We start from the raw sequence: 16695 nt of genomic DNA on the forward strand, positions 1-16695 counted from the left end.
CCACGCCCTGGCAACTACAATCGGTTTAGTTTCTGGTTCAGCTCATAACTCTGGTCGGTCACAATGGTCTCCAGGGTTTCAATTCGTGCTTTCAGGGCAGTGATCTCCGCCTGCTCGGTGCTTCGCGCTTTTTGTGTATCCGGTGAAAACGGGCTCGACGCTTGCCCGTTGAGCCATGACACTACTTGCCAGTCATACCGTGCATCAAGGTAATATGCCAGCCCCATAGTGCCAAAAATCAATGTTAATGTAATAAATAATGTCATACCTGCCTCGCATTTTTCGTTGGTTATGAGTAAGTAGTCGCAAGGTCGGCTTTTTTATTACAGGTAAGGTGTAATAAATATTATCCTTCACAGACTGATACTCTGGCTTATGTGTCTAAATGTGAAAGGAAGCAGAATTAAACGTGGATTTTGAGCAGGTTTTTTCTCAATACGGCGCTATATTAGCGCGGGTGGCAGCCTCATATGAAGCACGGCCCGCTCTGCGCGATGAACTGACTCAGGACATCTGTCTTGCCGTCTGGCAAAGCTTGCAGCGTTATCAGGGTAAAAGCAGCATTAAAACCTATATTTTAAAAGTAGCGCACAATCGTGCAGTCACCCATGTCGCCCGCCAGGTACGACACCCCGCCTCAGACAGTTATGAAGACAACCAAAGCTGGGCGTGCGGGCACACTGAGGCCAGCCCCGTTACACAGCTTGAGAATGCACAGATCCGCCAGCAGTTACTTGATGTTATCCGTCAGCTGCCAATTCAAAGCCGTCAGGCTATGACGCTTTCTCTGGAGGGACTGAGTTATGAGGAAATCGCCGAAGTCTGCGGGCTGACTACATCCCATGTTGGGGTGCTGATTAACCGGGCTAAGGTAACGATAAAAAGGAAGCTGAAGAATGAATGATTTTGACGAGCAAATAGGAGCATTGTGGCACTCACAGTCAGTGACGCCGGTGGATATCGCCATCATTAAAAAGCGTTTGCGCTCGGCCAGAATTAAGCACCGGCTTTACCTGCTGTTGGATTGTCTGTGTCTGATACCACTGATTTATCTTTTTTATTGGTCGCGGGATGTTATTCACGGCCCTGAGCGTTATTTTCTGTTGGGTATCGGTGTGATGGCGATAGGCTATACTGCCTATCTGACGTGGTTACGCCGGCTGTCACTGGTTAGTGGCAAAGCGACGCAAGATCATCTGCGTGTGTTTCTTCGCCAGCTTGAAAACAACATTCGCATAGCCCGGGTTACCAGGCACTCAGCCTGGGTAGCTCAGGGGTTACTGGTTGGGTTTTATTGCTGGCTCTATGTGTCGGGAAAGTTACCTGAAGCCAAGTTTGTCCCTGTCATAATTGCGCTGGCAGCGGCTGGCCTGGCTAATGCTATTTTTTATGTATGGGCAACCAGACGCCAACAACGTTTTATACAGGAGCTGCACCAGCTTGAGAAACAACTCGGAGACATCGCCCCTCGCTAATGAAATCCAGAGTGGCTATTCATCGCTATCTGTGTTGTCCGGATTTTCCTGCTCAGTTGGATTACTCTGGGGCGCACCTTTTTCTGGCTCCTTACCCAGGAAGAACTGATAGTAAAAGTCCAGCGCAAATACCGCCTGTTCTTCAATGGTGGTCTGAATAGCCTCAGCATAAAACTGTGGCATCCAGCGATATCTCAGGGCAAGGTCAGGCGGCACTGAGCGGCGACGGACTGTCTCTGCCGCGCTATCACCGCTTCTCAATCCGACATCAAAGTTATACCGAATACTCAGGCGGTCATTAATCTGACCACTGAGTGACAGTTTAGGGTCGTTACCTGCCGAGCCTGCGGTAGTACCAATACTGAAATCCTGAATACCCAGCGCCTCTCCCAGCTGACCTTGTATTTCGCTCGTGTTAGACAGGCCGAGTCCCAGCAGGACAGCCCCGTAGCTGGTGTCTCCCCCCCCACCGGTGAATTCTGCGCTGCCGGTGAGCAAATAGCTGAGCGAGCGACTCTGATCCATCGCCGGGTTACTGAATATACTGATATTGGGGCTGTCGGCCATACCGTCTATACGGACCCCCGCAATAACCCCATCGTCGGTTTTAGCCGGGGGACGAATCGCTTCCACCAGTAAATTGGGCTGGTCCAGCGGGCCGTTAAACTGCACTTCGCCGGTCCGGATAATTAAGTCCTGGCCATAGGCCTGAAACCGGCCATCCATCACCTGAAGAGCACCATAGCCGACCAGTGCAGGTTGCGTTTTTACTTGCAGGTGGCCAGTGAGATTAGCCGTCAAGCCAAAGGCTTCCACCTTCACTTCGCCACTTTTGTTATCATCAATGATGACATCCACATCCGCATTAACAATACTCAGTGGGTCTTCGCTGGGGGGCTCGCCGCGCAAATGCACATCTTTTGAGGGCGCTACCGCGCTTTCCGGCAACTCTTCGATTTTGATTCTGGCCCACGGAATTCTCACCTCGCCGCTAACTTTAACGGCTTCTGGCGAGACGGTGGCATTTAAATCCGGTGATACCCGTAAGGTGATATCACGTTGCTGAACTTCCAGTCTGTCTCCGGTGAGGCTTAGCGTAATTTCGGGTTGTTGCGGCGAGCTCCAGTCGATGCTGCCCTGCAGTTGGCCTGTTCCCGGTCCTAGCGCAAACTGACCGTCAAATTCAGCACGGTTTCCCTTAAAACGAATATCCTGGGTCCAGTCACTGATAGCCGCCGGGGTATCTTCAATATCAATATTGCCATTGGCCAGCTTTAAATCGCCGTTTAGTTGCGGGGCTGTTAGGTTGCCATCAAGTGCAATATCTCCGTTGATTGAACCGGTCAGCTCTCTGATCGCAGGTGATATCGGCTTCAGTGGTGCCACATTGATATTGTCCAGCCTGATATTGCCATCAATCGTAGGTGTCGAAGCAAATGGCTGGGTCGTTATGTGAGCGACAATATCACCTAACTGTTCACTTTTAAGGCTTGCCGATGCCACCAGTTCATCGGCTTTGAGTTCACCGCTGGCTTCAATCGCATCAACCTCGATGGCGACGTTACCATTTTCACCGAGCTTCCACGTCGCCGGTGTCACATTGAAATTGAAAATACCCTGAGGCCGTTCGCCATCGCGCATTCTGCCCTGCGTAGCAAGGGAGGCGGTAGCCTCTGGCGGCTGAGGAACAATATCGCCTAAAAACTCACTGGCCCACAGGCCGACAGGCAGTTTACTGGCATCGATATCCCATCTGGCGACGCTGTCTTTATACAGCAAATCATTTACGCACAGCTGACCTTCTTTGCGCGACTCCCAGCAGTGTGCGGTAATCTTGGTACTAAAGGGCGAAGGCCGCACCGCGACGGTAAACGGGGAGCCTAATTCCCAGCGTGTGGAGAAAATACCAATAGTGCTGTCAGATAATGTACCTTTCCAACGCTCACCTTCCCAACCACCATCAATGACGACAGCCAGGGCGTGTTCCGGCAAATTGACGCTGGTTTCCACATGATGATCAGATAATTTACCGCTGACCGAAAGTTCACCACTTAACGGCCCCTGTTGTGCCAGTGAGGGATTTAACGAGGCGGGCACCTGAAGATCGTTGAGCGCGACACTGCCCTGTGCGCCGGGGTCCTGCCACTCTCCGGAGATATCAATATCGGCAGTTACTGAACCGCTTAAGCCCGGGTAGATAGCGGTAAGCTGAGTCAGTTGCGCTTGTACGGTGCCTTTAAGTAAACGGTTCTTAATCAGTTGTCCGGCAATCTCAGCCTGGTTTTCACCCTGGGTAAGCTGAATCGACGTCACCAGAATTTCGTTCGGGCCGGAGTATACCGCAGAGCCGCTGAGACTTAAGTCAAACCCACCCTGCAAGCCGGTTATATTGATATCGGTTAAGCTGGCCTGAATGCCTTTACTGTTATATTGCATTAAACTGGTGAACTGACCGGATAAGTCGGTAGGACCGCTGCTCACAAGAGAAGTCGTTGAGATGTTCTTCAGCTTGGTAGTCCCTGACCAGCTAATAGCCTCGTCAAGGTATAAGGTACCGCTGTTACTGACAGAGCCGTTCAATAAGTCTGCGTCCAGTGAATTTACGGTGATATTTTTGCGGTTAAGTACAATATCTACATCCAGCGGTACGCGGCCTATTTCGGGTGCATCGACCGCTGTACTCCCAGTAATCTGATAGTTGCCCATTTCACCGCGAGCAGTGATTTGACCGTTGTACACATTGCCCTCGGGCAGACCAGGAAGCGGCTGCTGTGGCCAGGTCGCCTTCATGTCGACCGGTAGCTGGTCGTTTAAAATATCGGCTGTTAACTGCAGGTCAGCCTGATACTGACCGGTGGCCACTACACTCACATCCAGTGCTGACAACATGCCATTGAGCGTAACGTTAACCTGCTGAGATTGACCATCAGGCAGGGTGAATCGTGCATTTAAGTTGGTCTCAAGAGGATATTTATCCTGAAGCGTAACGGCCAGCGACAGATCGGCCTGGCCCATCTCATGTTCCACGTGTAACCGGCTTAGCTGCATGGAATAATCAGTAAACTGGTAATTATCGATACTGAGAAGGTTCAGTTTTTGCGGTTCATCACCGGTTTGAAGCTGTGCATTTTTCAAACTAAGGGATGACACCTGGATGGGGATAGGCGTTTTTATCTCAGGCAGTTCAGGCGCTGAATAACTGAGTGCGTAACTACTGGGTGGCGTCTGTGCGTCTGGCTTTGCAGTGGCAGGTATATCAATAAATAGCCCTTCAAGTTCCACCGGGTCCAGGGTAATTTTATCTGCCGCGCGTCCGCTGACAAATAGCGACGCCAGAGAAATTTTTTGGCCCGGCATGTTCACCGTCGTATTTTTAAAGGATGCCTGATTAATAATGACGGTAACAGGCATGGCAAAACCAGTCTCGTCAGAAGGGGGCTCCTGCTCAGCTGCCTCACCGGTTTGCGTGACAGTGACCCCCTGGGTCGTAAGTGTATCGACACATACTTTTTTTGAAAGAAAACAGCCCAGTACGAGATTAATCGAGGCTTCTTTGACTTCCACTTTCCATTGCGGGTTGTGCCAGGATAACCCGTTTACCGTAAAGTCACTTAATGGCGAACCGGAAATCGCTTCAATTTCAAGATCTTCAACCAGGGCCGCGCCGATATTTGCCAACAGCGGGCTTCCCAAAGGGCTGATCAATACACCAACTAACACCAGAACCAGTATGAACGGCGCAGTAATCCACAGTGCGACAGAGCGTTTTCTCATAATTCAGGCCCCAGCATAAAATGGATTCGCCAGTTTTTTTCGTCCGGTGAAAAACTTCTGGCTATGTAAAGCCGCACCGGTCCGATAGGAGACAGCCAATGCACGCCCGGGCCGACACCGTAGGAAGGGTCTTCTTCAAACTCGTTGGTCGCAACCCCCACATCAACAAATGCGGCTATTCGCCAGTTTGGGGCCACCTGATAAGCGTATTCATTGCCCATGGTAGCCAGGTACCTGGCCCCCGCTGACTCTTGAATTGCGCCTAGTACCGGATTGAAGATTTCACCAGCCGGTGAAATATCCCGGAATCCGAAGCCCCGTACACTCTGGTCTCCGCCGGCATAAAATCGCACGGAGGCCGGAACTTCGGTAAAGCTGTCGGTTTTGATGGCACCGATTTCAGAACGCACCATGAACCGATGCTTGCCGATAGTACGAATGAACTTTGCTTCCACCGAGGCCTTGATAATATCAATATCCGATCCAATATCCTCGCGACCAACTTGCACGCCGGCTCTAAAATAAGTGCCACGACTGATATTCAGTGGATCATCTTTCGTCAGATATTGAAGGGCATAGCCGGGCAGTAACAGCTGGGTGGTCTGACTGGGATCATCATTTACCTCATACTTTTCACGCAGCAGTGTGGTCGAATAATCACTTTGCCACGGGGAGTCAGCCTGCTGTATCAGCCTGTGCACAGACAACGATAGTGTTTCGCTTTCCGTATTTGTGTTGCTGTAATCAAGAAACTGATAACCCGCCTCATACTTCAGATAATCATTTTTTAAATCACCCATGGGCACGAGGTAGTCTGCAGTAATTGATTGTTCCGGAGCAGAAATAAATAACTCTGCATTTGCTGAATGACCTTCATCATTGACCCAGGGTCGTTCCCACTTCAGGCGCAAGCGCGGACCTGTATCTGTTGCCGCTCCGATACCTATATTAAAATTATCGCGGGGTTTATGGTCCAGCGTTACTTCAATGGGTACCCTTGTTCCCTGTGCTTTACTGACCACCGGGCGGGCAATTACTCGGGAGAAATACCCTGTAGCATTGAGCCTGCGATTAAATTCAGTTAACTGATCGGCGGTATACGGCTCACCGACGTCAAACGGTTTGAGCTGCTCTACGATAGAAGCGGCTTTGTCCTGACCGTTAATAGCAATCTCGCCAAATTCATAACGAGGGCCACTTTGAGCGATGAGCAAAATATTGGCGGCTCGTTCTTCCCGCACTAAATCCAGCCGGGTTGCCTGCCAGTGAAAATCAAAATACCCGTGATTAAGCGCATAGTTAAACATTCGCGATTTGAACTGCTCATACTCTGGCTGTAAAAGCACATCCCCTTTTTGCAGCGGGAAACTGTTAAAGGTTTTGCGAAACGTTTTATCCGCGCGACCTGCGCCGATAATTTCCCGCGTGATATTAGTGACCTTTAACGGTGTATCCAGTGAAACAGTAAGTTCAACATCACCATCCTCGGTAGTTTCAATCAACGTTGTGCTGTTATAGTAACCAAAAGGTTCGACTGCTGTGGCGACGGTCTTACTGATTTCTTCCTGCCAGAACGGGTCACTTAATGCATCCTGACTAATATTAATGCTTTTCAGATGCAGCCGAATATTGTCCTCTATCTCATCGTCATCAATACCGTCTATGGAAAATGTTAATTCAGCCAGCGCCTGCCACGGCAGGAGTGCCACCAATAAAATCAGACAGCGGGTTTTATAATACTTTCTCAGAGGCATGAATTTACTTTATAGTCCTTAAAGGCGTATCGGTGAATAACAGCATTGTTATTGAGGCACTAATCAGACTGATTGTTTAGCAACAGTCCAATAGTGATAAATTTGAGGCCGGTACAATACGATGATTGAACTAAGGACTCTAGTATATTATCGCTTTGGCCCTTGCGAAGATCAGCTGCGATACATCGCATGGATTTGCGGTGTAACTGCAAAATACCACGTTTATAAGGAAGAACCCTTGAAAGGATTCAAGAATATCAGGCATCTGGTCCTGTTTTTGGCAATATTTTTTTGCTCATCAGTTTTATCTGAAACATACCAACCGCCACCGGTCACTGACTTTAGTGCGTTGCCCAAAATACAAAAAGTTCGCTTATCGCCAGATGGCGGTCGCATAGCGTATACGCACAATGTAACAATAAAAGGTGAAGCGCTTGCGATATTGCAGGTGTATGACTTTGACAAGCGCAAGACCGCTTATTTATTACGTTCAGATAATGAAAAAGTGAAAATAAACTGGTATCGCTGGGTCAATAATCACCAGCTGGCCATCAGTGCATTGTACGAAGAAAAGCAGCGACAAGCCCGCTTCTACAAAACCCGCATGTACATCATGGATTACACCAAACCGGATGAAAAGCCGCGTATGGTGATTGATGTTGAGAGGTTAAGACGTTCGGGCAGAATCAAAGTCTACCCTCAGTATGTCGACAGCGTTATTGACTGGATGGACGATGATCCTGAACATATCATGATGCAGGTGGATACAGATATGCCTGCGCAACCGTCAGTTTATAAGGTCAATGTAAACGACTACAGCCGCACCCGTATTACCCGGGGCAAGCGGGAGGTTCGTCAGTGGATGACTGATCAGCAGTCAACGCTTCGCCTGGGTATTGCCGTAGACTATGACAATGGCGATACCCGGGTACTCATCCGGGACAATGAAGACTCTGACTGGAAGACACTTTTTTCATACAACAAAATGAATGAAAAAGGCTTTTATCCAAAAGGGTTTGGTCTTGATCCAAACATCCTTTATTACGCTGCCTACAACGGCGATTACCTGGCCCTGTACAAAATGCAGCTGGATACTCGTGAAAGCGAGCTGGTTTATGCTGATGAAAATTATGATGTTGACGGTAGTCTTATTTATTCACCTAAAACCGGCGAGGCCATAGGAATCACTCATACCCAGGCAGATAACGGCGAATATTACTGGCAGCCCCGCTGGGCTTCACTGCAGACAATGTTAGACGAAGCGCTACCGGAGTTTACCAATACCATCCTTAGCTTCAGTGCAGATGAAACGCATTATATTCTGCATTCAGAAACCCAGGGCGAACCACCTTATCTGAGTCTTGGCAATACCCAGACCCAAAAAATTGATGGCTTATTTAATCTCTACCCGCAGCTGGTGGGCTTGAATATTCCCGAGAATAAACAAATAACCTACAAGGCGCGGGACGGGTTAGAAATCGAAGCGTATCTGACCTTACCGAACCGAGGCAAACCACCATATCCTACTATCATTCATCCACATGGGGGCCCTGGCGCCCGGGACGTTGACGGGTTCAACTACTGGATAGCCTATTTTACCAGTCGCGGGTATGCGGTTTTGCGGCCTAACTTTCGTGGCTCAACAGGTTACGGCTATGAGTTCGCCAACGCTCAGATGAAAAGCTGGGGGTTGCAGATGCAGGACGATATTACTGACGCTACACAGTGGATGATTGAAAATGGTCATGCCGACAACGAAAAAATATGTATTGTAGGCGGCAGCTATGGCGGCTATGCCGCACTGATGGCAACGGTCAAGACGCCGGATTTATTTGCATGTGCCGTCAGTGTTAACGGGGTATCTGATCTGACTTACTTAGAGCGTAATTCACGGTATTTTCTTAATCATGCATTTGTCCAGAACCAGATAGGTGACGACAGGGAGGATTTAAAAGCCCGCTCACCGTTGTACCACGCCAAAAAGATCAAAACCCCGGTGTTACTGGTTCACGGTGAAGAGGATCGTAGTGTGTATGTAACGCATAGCCGGCGTATGGCAGAAGCGCTAAAAGACAACGAGCATCCGGCTTTTAAGTATGTTGAACTCGAGGCCGGAGACCACTACTTGTCGATTCAGCGTAATCGTCATCGGTTTTTTGCCGAAATGGATACCTTTTTAAATCGCTACCTTTAAATATAAAAACCGACGGTTTCCGTCGGTTTTTTAGTTGTTTTCACGGTTTACCGTTATCTTTCTGTAATCAGTAGCAATTGCGCTATTTAAAAAACGCATTTGATGTACACTGACGCCTTTTGGGTAGGTCCCTTTTATGCTCACTCCCGATAAGGAACTGCTCCGTGAAGCCTGCTACTGATACCAAAGCCACACCAACTCTGGCCCTACAGGAATTTGTGGCGCTCATGGCGCTGATGACCTCGCTGGTAGCGCTAAGTATTGATGCAATGCTGCCAGCGCTGCTTCAAATTGGCGAGGCACTTAATGCGCAAAATGAACATGATGCGCATCTGATTGTGTCGGTATTTTTTGGCGGTATGGCATTCGGACAACTGTTTTTCGGGCCTTATTCAGACAGTCGCGGCCGCCGGGAAACCATCTTACTGGGATTGTGTATATTTGCCATCGGCTCGCTGGTATGTATGCAGGCAGACGACATGAATACTATGCTGGCAGGTCGCCTGATCCAGGCTTTTGGTGTGTCGGGCCCCCGTATTGCAGCTATGGCTATCATTCGTGACTTATATGTGGGTGACGGGATGGCACGGGTCATGTCGTTTATAATGATGGTGTTTATTCTGGTGCCTATGCTGGCGCCAATGGTAGGCCAGGCGGTACTGCTGTTTTTTACCTGGCGTCATATTTTCAGTTTGTTTTTGATTGTTGCGGTGCTGGCCGGTGGCTGGTACTTCTGGCGTCAGCCAGAAACACTGGTTAAAGCCAGGCGAGAGCCGTTCTCATGGCAGCAATTCGGGCGGTCATCTAAATTTGTGCTTACCCACATGTCCGTAATTGGTTATACACTGGCCATGGGGTGTATCTTTGGCTCGTTTCTGGCGTATCTAAGTGCTTCTCAGACAATCTTTCAGGAATATTATGATACAGGTGTGATGTTCCCGTATATTTTTGCCACACTGGCATTTTCAATTGGTCTGGCCTCATTTTTCAACGGCACTATGGTCATGCGCTTTGGTATGAGTAAGCTGGTGAGAATCGCGTTGGTAGGGGTACTTTCCTTTGCCTTGCTGTTTAACTTGATTTTACTGGCTTTCGATGGACTGCCGCCGCTGGTTATCACCATCAGTACGATGTTTGTTGGCTTTTTCTTCGTCGGTATTTTATTCGGCAATCTCAATGCAATGGCGATGCAACCATTAGGGGAAATGGCAGGGTTGGGCGCCGCTATCATCGGTTCACTATCCAGCCTGATAGCTGTTCCTGTCGCCCTGAGTATCGATAGCTTTTTAACCTCCAACCTGTATCCCATTGGTATTGGCTTTTTAATCTTTTTCATGCTGGCTGCCGCCGCAGTATATTTTGCTGAAAAAGAGCGCCATGAGATTCAACCCGATTAAGACGTTATTCTCTCACGGTATATAAAAAAGCCCGGCCAAACTGGCCGGGCAAGAGGGCTTCTAAAAGCACCTAACGACAGAAACTGTTACTCGCGGACAATGGCTTTCATGTCAGTCATATACCCGCGTAGGATTTCACCTACCGTTTCTACACCATGCTGTCGGATAGCATGGTTTACGGTCACCAGTCGGCGGTTATCCACCTGATTGGTTTGCTGTCCAAGGCCTTTGCCGATGACCTCAGTGGTAATACCCGGCATAAACGATTCTTTAAGCAACGGAATCGCAGCATTAGCGAATAAATAGTTACCGTATTCTGCGGTGTCCGAAATGACCACATTCATCTCGTATAAACGCTTGCGCGCGATGGTATTAGAGATCAGAGGTGTTTCGTGCAGTGATTCGTAATAGGCTGATTCAGGCAGAATCCCGGCCTCTACCATCACATCAAACGCCAGCTCTACACCCGCTTTTATCATTGCAACCAATAAAATTCCTTTATCGAAAAACTCCTGCTCAGAGATTTTGCTTTCATAAACCGGGGCTTGTTCAAAGGCACTTTCGCCGGTTTCTTCCCGCCACTTAAGCAAGTTCGCATCGCCGTTTGACCAGTCTTGCATCATATTCCGGGAAAATTCTCCGCTGATGATGTCATCCTGATGTTTTTCAAACAGAGGGCGCAACGTGGTTTTCAGTGTTTCTGATAAATCGTAGGCTTTCAATTTAGCCGGGTTCGATAACCGATCCATCATATTGGTCACCCCACCGATTTTCAGTGCCTCGGTGATAGTTTCCAAACCATACTGAATCAACGCAGCGGCGTAGGCTTTATCGATACCGTCTTCAACCATCTTTTCAAAAGCCAGTATTGCAGCCACCTGCTGCATACCGCAAAGGATGGTTTGTTCGCCCATCAAGTCTGATTTTACTTCGGCCACAAAGGACGAAGCCAGTACGCCAGCACGGTCGCCCCCTGTGGCACTGGCCAGCGCTTTTGCAATATCCCAGCCTTCTTGTTTGGGATCGTTTTCCGGATGGACCGCAATCAGTGTGGGTACACCAAAACCTCGCTTGTATTCTTCTCGTACTTCAGTGCCCGGACATTTAGGTGCGCACATAACAACAGTGATGTCCTGACGAATTTGCTGACCTTCTTCAACAATATTAAAGCCATGGGAATACCCCAGCGCCGCACCGTCTTTCATTAGCGGCATCACCGCTTCAACAACGCTGGCGTGTTGTTTATCAGGGGTAAGGTTGTAAACTAAATCCGCTTCGGGAATTAGCTGCTGATATGTCCCCACGGTAAACCCATTCTCTGTGGCCCGCTGATACGAATCACGTTTTTCATCTATTGCTGCCTGCCTTAACGCATAAGAAACATTCAGTCCTGAGTCGCGCATGTTAAGACCCTGATTCAGGCCTTGTGCACCGCAACCAACGATGACGATGCGCTTGTCTTTTAAAAACTGGCAACCGTCAGCAAATTCGCTACGGTTCATAAAGCGACAGCGACCCAACTGGTCCAGCTGCTGACGTAACGATAATGTATTGAAATAATTAGCCATAAGATTTCCGAACATCTTGTTTATTTCATCAATCCCGGTGGCTGCCAACCCCGGAAGACCTCGTCTGTGACGACTTGTTATGAAGACTAGCCCATCGCTTTTGTTTTGAAAAATGATATATTTGCAAGACCACGTTTCACTTTTTGCAACATCATGGATTTTAAAAGCCTGCAGTTATTTAATCATCTGGCCGATACGCTGCACTTTGGAGAAACCGCCAAAGCCACCTATGTATCTGCATCGACGTTAAGCCGCACGGTGCAGCGTCTGGAGCAGGAATGCGGCACAGCCTTATTTGTACGCGACAATCGTCAGGTGTCACTGACTCCTGCTGGTCAACAGTTGCTGATGTTTAGCCGGCGGGTGGTAAAAGAGTGGCAGACCCTGCACGCCCAATTGCACGAAACGTCGCAAACATTACAAGGTCAGCTCAGTATGTTCTGTTCAGTGACGGCCAGTCAGAGTCACCTGCCGAACCTGTTAAGGGCATTTCGCAATTTGCATCCGGCGGTAGATATCCGTTTAATTACCGGCGATCCGGCTTTGTCCATCGACCGGGTTAAGCAAAAAGCCTGTGATGTGAGTATTGCCATTCACACGCCAGACTTTCCCGGTGATTTGAGTTTTGCGCCGCTGGACAGTATTCCCCTCGATCTTATCGTGCCCAGAAACTGGGGCATCAGCCAACTGTCGGATATTGACTGGCGGCATCATCAGGTAGTGATGCCGGAGTATGGCCCGACACGACGTATTGTCTATCACTGGTTTGCCGAAGCGGGTATCAGACCGAATGTTTATGCTTCTGTGGGCGGCAACGAGGCTATCGTGAGTATGGTGGCGTTTGAATGTGGTATCGGGTTTGTTCCTCAGGTGGTGTTGGATCACTCCAGCATGTCAGCCAAGGTCACTCGCATAAACGTGGACAGTATCGAGCCGTATCAGCTTGGTTTATGCTGTCTGAGTCATCGTCGCGACGAGCCCCTTATAAACGCACTGTTTCAGCTGGAGCTAAGCTGAGCAATAATATTGTCCAGTGCCCGGTAGCCCAATGCTTCACTGATGTGCGCCTGTTGTACCGTCTGACTATCTTCTAAATCGGCAATAGTCCGGGCCACTTTCAGTGTGCGATGAAATACCCGCATGGACAGTTTAAGGTGTTTAGCGGCACGCTGAATAAAGTGTAAATCACTTGCGGATAACCCACATACGTCAGTAAGCTCCGCTGATTGCAGCGCGCTGTTGAGCTTACCCTGTCGGCATAGCTGAGTATGCTGAGCCTGGATAATTTGCTCCCGGGCCTGTCTGGCCGTATCGTTTTTATCAGGGGTGGGGTTACCAAGCAGGTAATCGTCTAGGCGCGGGACATTAACCTGTAAGTCAATGCGATCTAAAAAAGGGCCGGAAAGACGATTAATGTAGCGCAAAATACTGTCCGGTGAGGTGCGGCCATCATGAATATCGCCGGTAGGGCTTGGGTTCATTGCCGCTACCAGCTGAAAGCGTGCAGGATAAACCGCCTGGCCCTGAGCTCGACTGATACAAATATCACCCGTTTCCAATGGTTCGCGCAGCACATCCAGGGCCCGTCGGCCGAATTCAGGTAACTCGTCTAAAAACAGGACGCCCTGGTGGGCCAGTGAAACCTCACCAGGCAAGGGCTGACTGCCGCCGCCAGTCAAAGCGATAGCCGAACTGGTGTGATGCGGCGCGCGAAAAGGGCGCGAAAATAATGTTCGTGGATCGATTGGAATCCCTTTGACCGATGCAATAGCCGCAACCTGCAGAGCCTCATCCACACTAAGGGGCGGCAGCAACGATAATAAGCGGCTGGCCAGTAAACTTTTACCGGTTCCTGGCGGGCCTACAAACAGAATATGGTGCCGGGCAGCCGCGGCTATCATTAACGCCCGTTTTGCCTGATGCTGGCCGATGATATCATCCCAGCGTGGTGAGTTTTCTTCGCAGTGCTGCACGCCACTGTCCGGCAGCGCACTGAGTTTTTCAGTATGATTTAAATGATTGAAAACACTCAGCAAGCTAGTGGCTGCATATCGGGTTAGCTTTTCGACCAGGGAGGCTTCCTGGGCATTTTCTGCCGCGAAGATGATATGACGCTCTGTATCTCTGGCTGCCAGTAATGCCGGAATAAGACCGCGCACGGACTTCAGGTTGCCGTTAAGTCCCAGCTCGCCGATAAGCTCATACTGTCTGGCGCAGTCGGCAGGCAGCGCCCCAGCGGCAATAAGGATCCCAATGGCAATGGGTAGATCATAACGTCCGCCATGTTTAGGAATAGTCGCCGGCGCCAGGTTTACGGTAATGCGTCGGGCCGGAAACTCAAAGCCGCTGTTGATCAACGCACTTCGAACCCGGTCCCTTGCTTCCTTAACACAGGTTTCGGCCATGCCTACCAAATGAAACGCTGGTAAACCATTGGCTAGGTGTACTTCTACCTGCACCGGAGGCGCGCCTACCCCCTCGCCCGCCCGGGTGTTTACAATTGCATAGCCCATAATGCTCATCCGCAAAAAAGCTACACTTTATAAACTTGGTGCTGTTTCCGGAACTGTTCTGTTGGGCGGTTTTACTCGCTCTTAAATACCGGCAACTCCCAGTGCCAGCGCATTGCGCCCAGGCGTAAAATTACCGTCGTGGCCAATGCGGCCGTTACGCACCAGGTGTCAGGCAGGTTAAGATAGTAAAGCAACGCATAGGCCGCGCCGCCCACAATACAGGTAATGGCATATAATTCACCGTTGAGTACCAGAGGGACTTCCCGGCAGATTACATCGCGCGTCAGCCCGCCAAACACACCGGTAATGGTACCCATGGCAATGGCTACGGCCATTCCCGAGCCGATACTTAATGCCTTTTCAATTCCCACAACATTAAACAGCCCGAGCCCGAAAGCATCGGCAACTAGCAGATAGTGATACGGAAACATTGACGTAAGGCGCAGCCAGATAATAGTGATAAAGGCTGCGGCAAAAGTAACGTACAGATAATCAGTATCTTCAATCCAGAAAACCGGTAAATCCAGCATCATATCCCGCAATGTGCCGCCACCGATAGCGGTCGCCGAGGCCAGTAGTACGACACCAAACCCATCCATTCGCTTTTGATAAGCCATAAGTGTGCCGGAAATTGCACACACCGCAACGCCGGCCAAGTTCAGTGCATGGACCCAGTTTTCAATCATTCAGGAAGACCTTCTGGCAGATAATAAAAAGAATAGTCTGGCTAAATTGGTTGAAAAAGACCACTGTTTCGTGCTATTTCTTTAATTACGCGTTTTGTTACGGGTCAGCCAGCCTGTAACAATCGAGCAAAAACATCGCTCACGCCAAAAAATTTCCGAACATCTGCATCTGCGTAGTCGCGCAGTTTTTCATCAGGTATCTCCCTGTTTCGGGAGCTCACTTCCTTGTTTGCGCCGTAAAAGTTAGCCAAATGTAAAAAATGCTGTCCATTCGGATAGCTTAAAATGGTTCCCCATTGGGCCTTTTTATTCTGCTGCTGTATCATTTGCGCTGAACATTTAATTTACTGCAGTTTTCGCAGTTCCCGGGCAATCATGCCCCGTAGATAAGGAATAAACATGGCTAAGCAACCTGCTGAATACATTTGGTTTAACGGTGAAATCAAACCCTGGAAAGAGGCCACCGTGCATGTAATGACTCATGCTATTCATTACGGCTCTTCAGTTTTTGAAGGGATCCGCGCTTACAAAACGCCAGATAAAGGTACTTGTGTGTTCCGCCTGCAGGAGCACAATCGTCGCCTTTTTGATTCGGCAAAAGTCTATCGTATGACAATTCCTTACACGCTGGATCAGGTTAACGAAGCGACCCTGGCCATCATTCGAAAAAACAATTTGCAATCTGCCTATATCCGTCCTATCGCATTTTACGGTGATATCGGCATGGGCCTTCAGGTTCCGTTTGGCCAGGAAACTGAGCTGACCATCGCAGCATTTGAGTGGGGCGCTTATCTGGGTGATGAGGCAATAAAAAATGGTGTCGATGCCGGCATTTCATCCTGGAACCGTCTGGCGGCCAACACAATGCCAACAGGCGCCAAAGCTGGTGGTAATTACTTGTCCTCACAACTAATTTCCATGGAAGCGCGGCGTCATGGCTATGGCGAGGGCATCGCCCTTGATCGCAATGGCTATATCAGTGAAGGCGCCGGAGAAAACATCTTTGTGATTCGCAATGGTGTTGTTACCACCACCCCAAAAACAGCGGCAATTCTGCCCGGTATAACTCGGGATACCGTGATGACGCTGCTGCGTGACATGGGTTACGAGGTGCGTGAAGAAAATATTGCTCGTGAAGCCATGTATCTGGCGGACGAGATTCTTATGTGTGGTACCGCCGCTGAAGTAACACCGGTACGCAGTGTTGATGGCATACCGGTGGGTAACGGCGGCCGTGGGCCAATAACCGAAGCCGTCCAGAAAAAATTCTTTGGCCTGTTCAATGGCACCACAGAAGATAAATGGAACTGGTTAACGCCAGTTTATGATTAACC

At 49.4% G+C, this 16695-nt stretch carries 12 protein-coding genes; 6 read left to right on the top strand and 6 right to left on the bottom strand.

The window, feature by feature from the left end; translation table 11 throughout:
• Window positions 1-14 precede the first annotated feature (14 nt).
• Window positions 15-266, bottom strand: coding sequence for a hypothetical protein (locus F458_RS0104745; RefSeq protein WP_018982237.1), 252 nt, complete (start codon window positions 264-266; stop codon window positions 15-17).
• A gap of 143 nt (window positions 267-409) precedes the next feature.
• On the opposite strand from F458_RS0104745, the gene F458_RS0104750 reads away from it, so the two are divergent.
• Both F458_RS0104750 and F458_RS0104755 read left to right on the top strand, forming a co-directional pair.
• Complete coding sequence (locus F458_RS0104750; protein ID WP_018982238.1) at window positions 410-904, top strand: RNA polymerase sigma factor; 495 nt, start codon at window positions 410-412, stop codon at window positions 902-904.
• Window positions 897-1475 carry a hypothetical protein gene (locus F458_RS0104755; protein WP_018982239.1) on the top strand — a complete coding sequence of 193 codons (579 nt, stop codon included), beginning with the start codon at window positions 897-899 and terminating at the stop codon, window positions 1473-1475. The genes F458_RS0104750 and F458_RS0104755 overlap by 8 nt, the downstream gene beginning before the upstream one ends.
• 15 nt (window positions 1476-1490) lie before the next feature.
• Here the strand turns inward: F458_RS0104755 and F458_RS0104760 are convergent, their stop codons facing one another.
• Both F458_RS0104760 and F458_RS0104765 read right to left on the bottom strand, forming a co-directional pair.
• Window positions 1491-5249 carry a translocation/assembly module TamB domain-containing protein gene (locus F458_RS0104760; protein ID WP_018982240.1) on the bottom strand — a complete coding sequence of 1253 codons (3759 nt, stop codon included), beginning with the start codon at window positions 5247-5249 and terminating at the stop codon, window positions 1491-1493.
• Complete coding sequence (locus tag F458_RS0104765) at window positions 5246-7003, bottom strand: autotransporter assembly complex protein TamA (protein ID WP_018982241.1); 1758 nt, start codon at window positions 7001-7003, stop codon at window positions 5246-5248. Before F458_RS0104765 ends, F458_RS0104760 begins: the two co-directional genes overlap by 4 nt.
• A gap of 238 nt (window positions 7004-7241) precedes the next feature.
• Here F458_RS0104765 and F458_RS0104770 point away from each other — a divergent pair, with 238 nt between their 5' ends.
• On the top strand, window positions 7242-9197 hold the full coding sequence (locus F458_RS0104770; RefSeq protein WP_018982242.1) for an alpha/beta hydrolase family protein: 1956 nt from the start codon (window positions 7242-7244) through the stop codon (window positions 9195-9197).
• A 164-nt stretch (window positions 9198-9361) separates the two neighbouring features.
• On the top strand, window positions 9362-10594 hold the full coding sequence (locus F458_RS0104775; protein WP_018982243.1) for a multidrug effflux MFS transporter: 1233 nt from the start codon (window positions 9362-9364) through the stop codon (window positions 10592-10594).
• 86 nt (window positions 10595-10680) lie between these two features.
• On the opposite strand, the gene ilvC is transcribed toward F458_RS0104775, so the two are convergent.
• Window positions 10681-12162, bottom strand: a complete 1482-nt coding sequence (gene ilvC, locus F458_RS0104780; RefSeq protein ID WP_026294499.1) for a ketol-acid reductoisomerase — start codon at window positions 12160-12162, stop codon at window positions 10681-10683.
• A gap of 153 nt (window positions 12163-12315) precedes the next feature.
• Here ilvC and ilvY point away from each other — a divergent pair, with 153 nt between their 5' ends.
• Complete coding sequence (ilvY, locus tag F458_RS0104785; protein WP_018982245.1) at window positions 12316-13179, top strand: HTH-type transcriptional activator IlvY; 864 nt, start codon at window positions 12316-12318, stop codon at window positions 13177-13179.
• Here the strand turns inward: ilvY and F458_RS0104790 are convergent.
• Together F458_RS0104790 and F458_RS0104795 are read right to left on the bottom strand one after the other, a co-directional pair.
• Window positions 13161-14675, bottom strand: coding sequence for a YifB family Mg chelatase-like AAA ATPase (locus tag F458_RS0104790; protein WP_018982246.1), 1515 nt, complete (start codon window positions 14673-14675; stop codon window positions 13161-13163). The genes ilvY and F458_RS0104790 overlap by 19 nt on opposite strands.
• A 71-nt stretch (window positions 14676-14746) precedes the next feature.
• Window positions 14747-15361: a trimeric intracellular cation channel family protein gene (locus F458_RS0104795; protein WP_018982247.1), complete on the bottom strand. Its 615-nt coding sequence runs from the start codon at window positions 15359-15361 to the stop codon at window positions 14747-14749.
• Between the two features lie 399 nt (window positions 15362-15760).
• Between F458_RS0104795 and F458_RS0104805 the strand changes: the two genes are divergently transcribed.
• Window positions 15761-16693, top strand: a complete 933-nt coding sequence (locus F458_RS0104805; RefSeq protein WP_018982249.1) for a branched-chain amino acid transaminase — start codon at window positions 15761-15763, stop codon at window positions 16691-16693.
• The last annotated feature ends 2 nt before the right edge of the window (window positions 16694-16695 follow it).

The organism is Salinimonas chungwhensis DSM 16280, from assembly GCF_000378185.1.
GTDB lineage: Bacteria > Pseudomonadota > Gammaproteobacteria > Enterobacterales > Alteromonadaceae > Alteromonas > Alteromonas chungwhensis.

Excerpts from the sequence above, each read along its gene's own strand:
- F458_RS0104760 (WP_018982240.1), bottom strand. The coding sequence starts at position 5,249 with ATGAGAAAACGCTCTGTCGCACTGTGGATTACTGCGCCGTTCATACTG.
- F458_RS0104765 (WP_018982241.1), bottom strand. The coding sequence starts at position 7,003 with ATGCCTCTGAGAAAGTATTATAAAACCCGCTGTCTGATTTTATTGGTG.
- F458_RS0104795 (WP_018982247.1), bottom strand. The coding sequence starts at position 15,361 with ATGATTGAAAACTGGGTCCATGCACTGAACTTGGCCGGCGTTGCGGTG.
- F458_RS0104745 (WP_018982237.1), bottom strand. The coding sequence starts at position 266 with ATGACATTATTTATTACATTAACATTGATTTTTGGCACTATGGGGCTG.
- F458_RS0104805 (WP_018982249.1), top strand. The coding sequence starts at position 15,761 with ATGGCTAAGCAACCTGCTGAATACATTTGGTTTAACGGTGAAATCAAA.
- F458_RS0104755 (WP_018982239.1), top strand. The coding sequence starts at position 897 with ATGAATGATTTTGACGAGCAAATAGGAGCATTGTGGCACTCACAGTCA.
- ilvC (WP_026294499.1), bottom strand. The coding sequence starts at position 12,162 with ATGGCTAATTATTTCAATACATTATCGTTACGTCAGCAGCTGGACCAG.
- ilvY (WP_018982245.1), top strand. The coding sequence starts at position 12,316 with ATGGATTTTAAAAGCCTGCAGTTATTTAATCATCTGGCCGATACGCTG.
- F458_RS0104790 (WP_018982246.1), bottom strand. The coding sequence starts at position 14,675 with ATGGGCTATGCAATTGTAAACACCCGGGCGGGCGAGGGGGTAGGCGCG.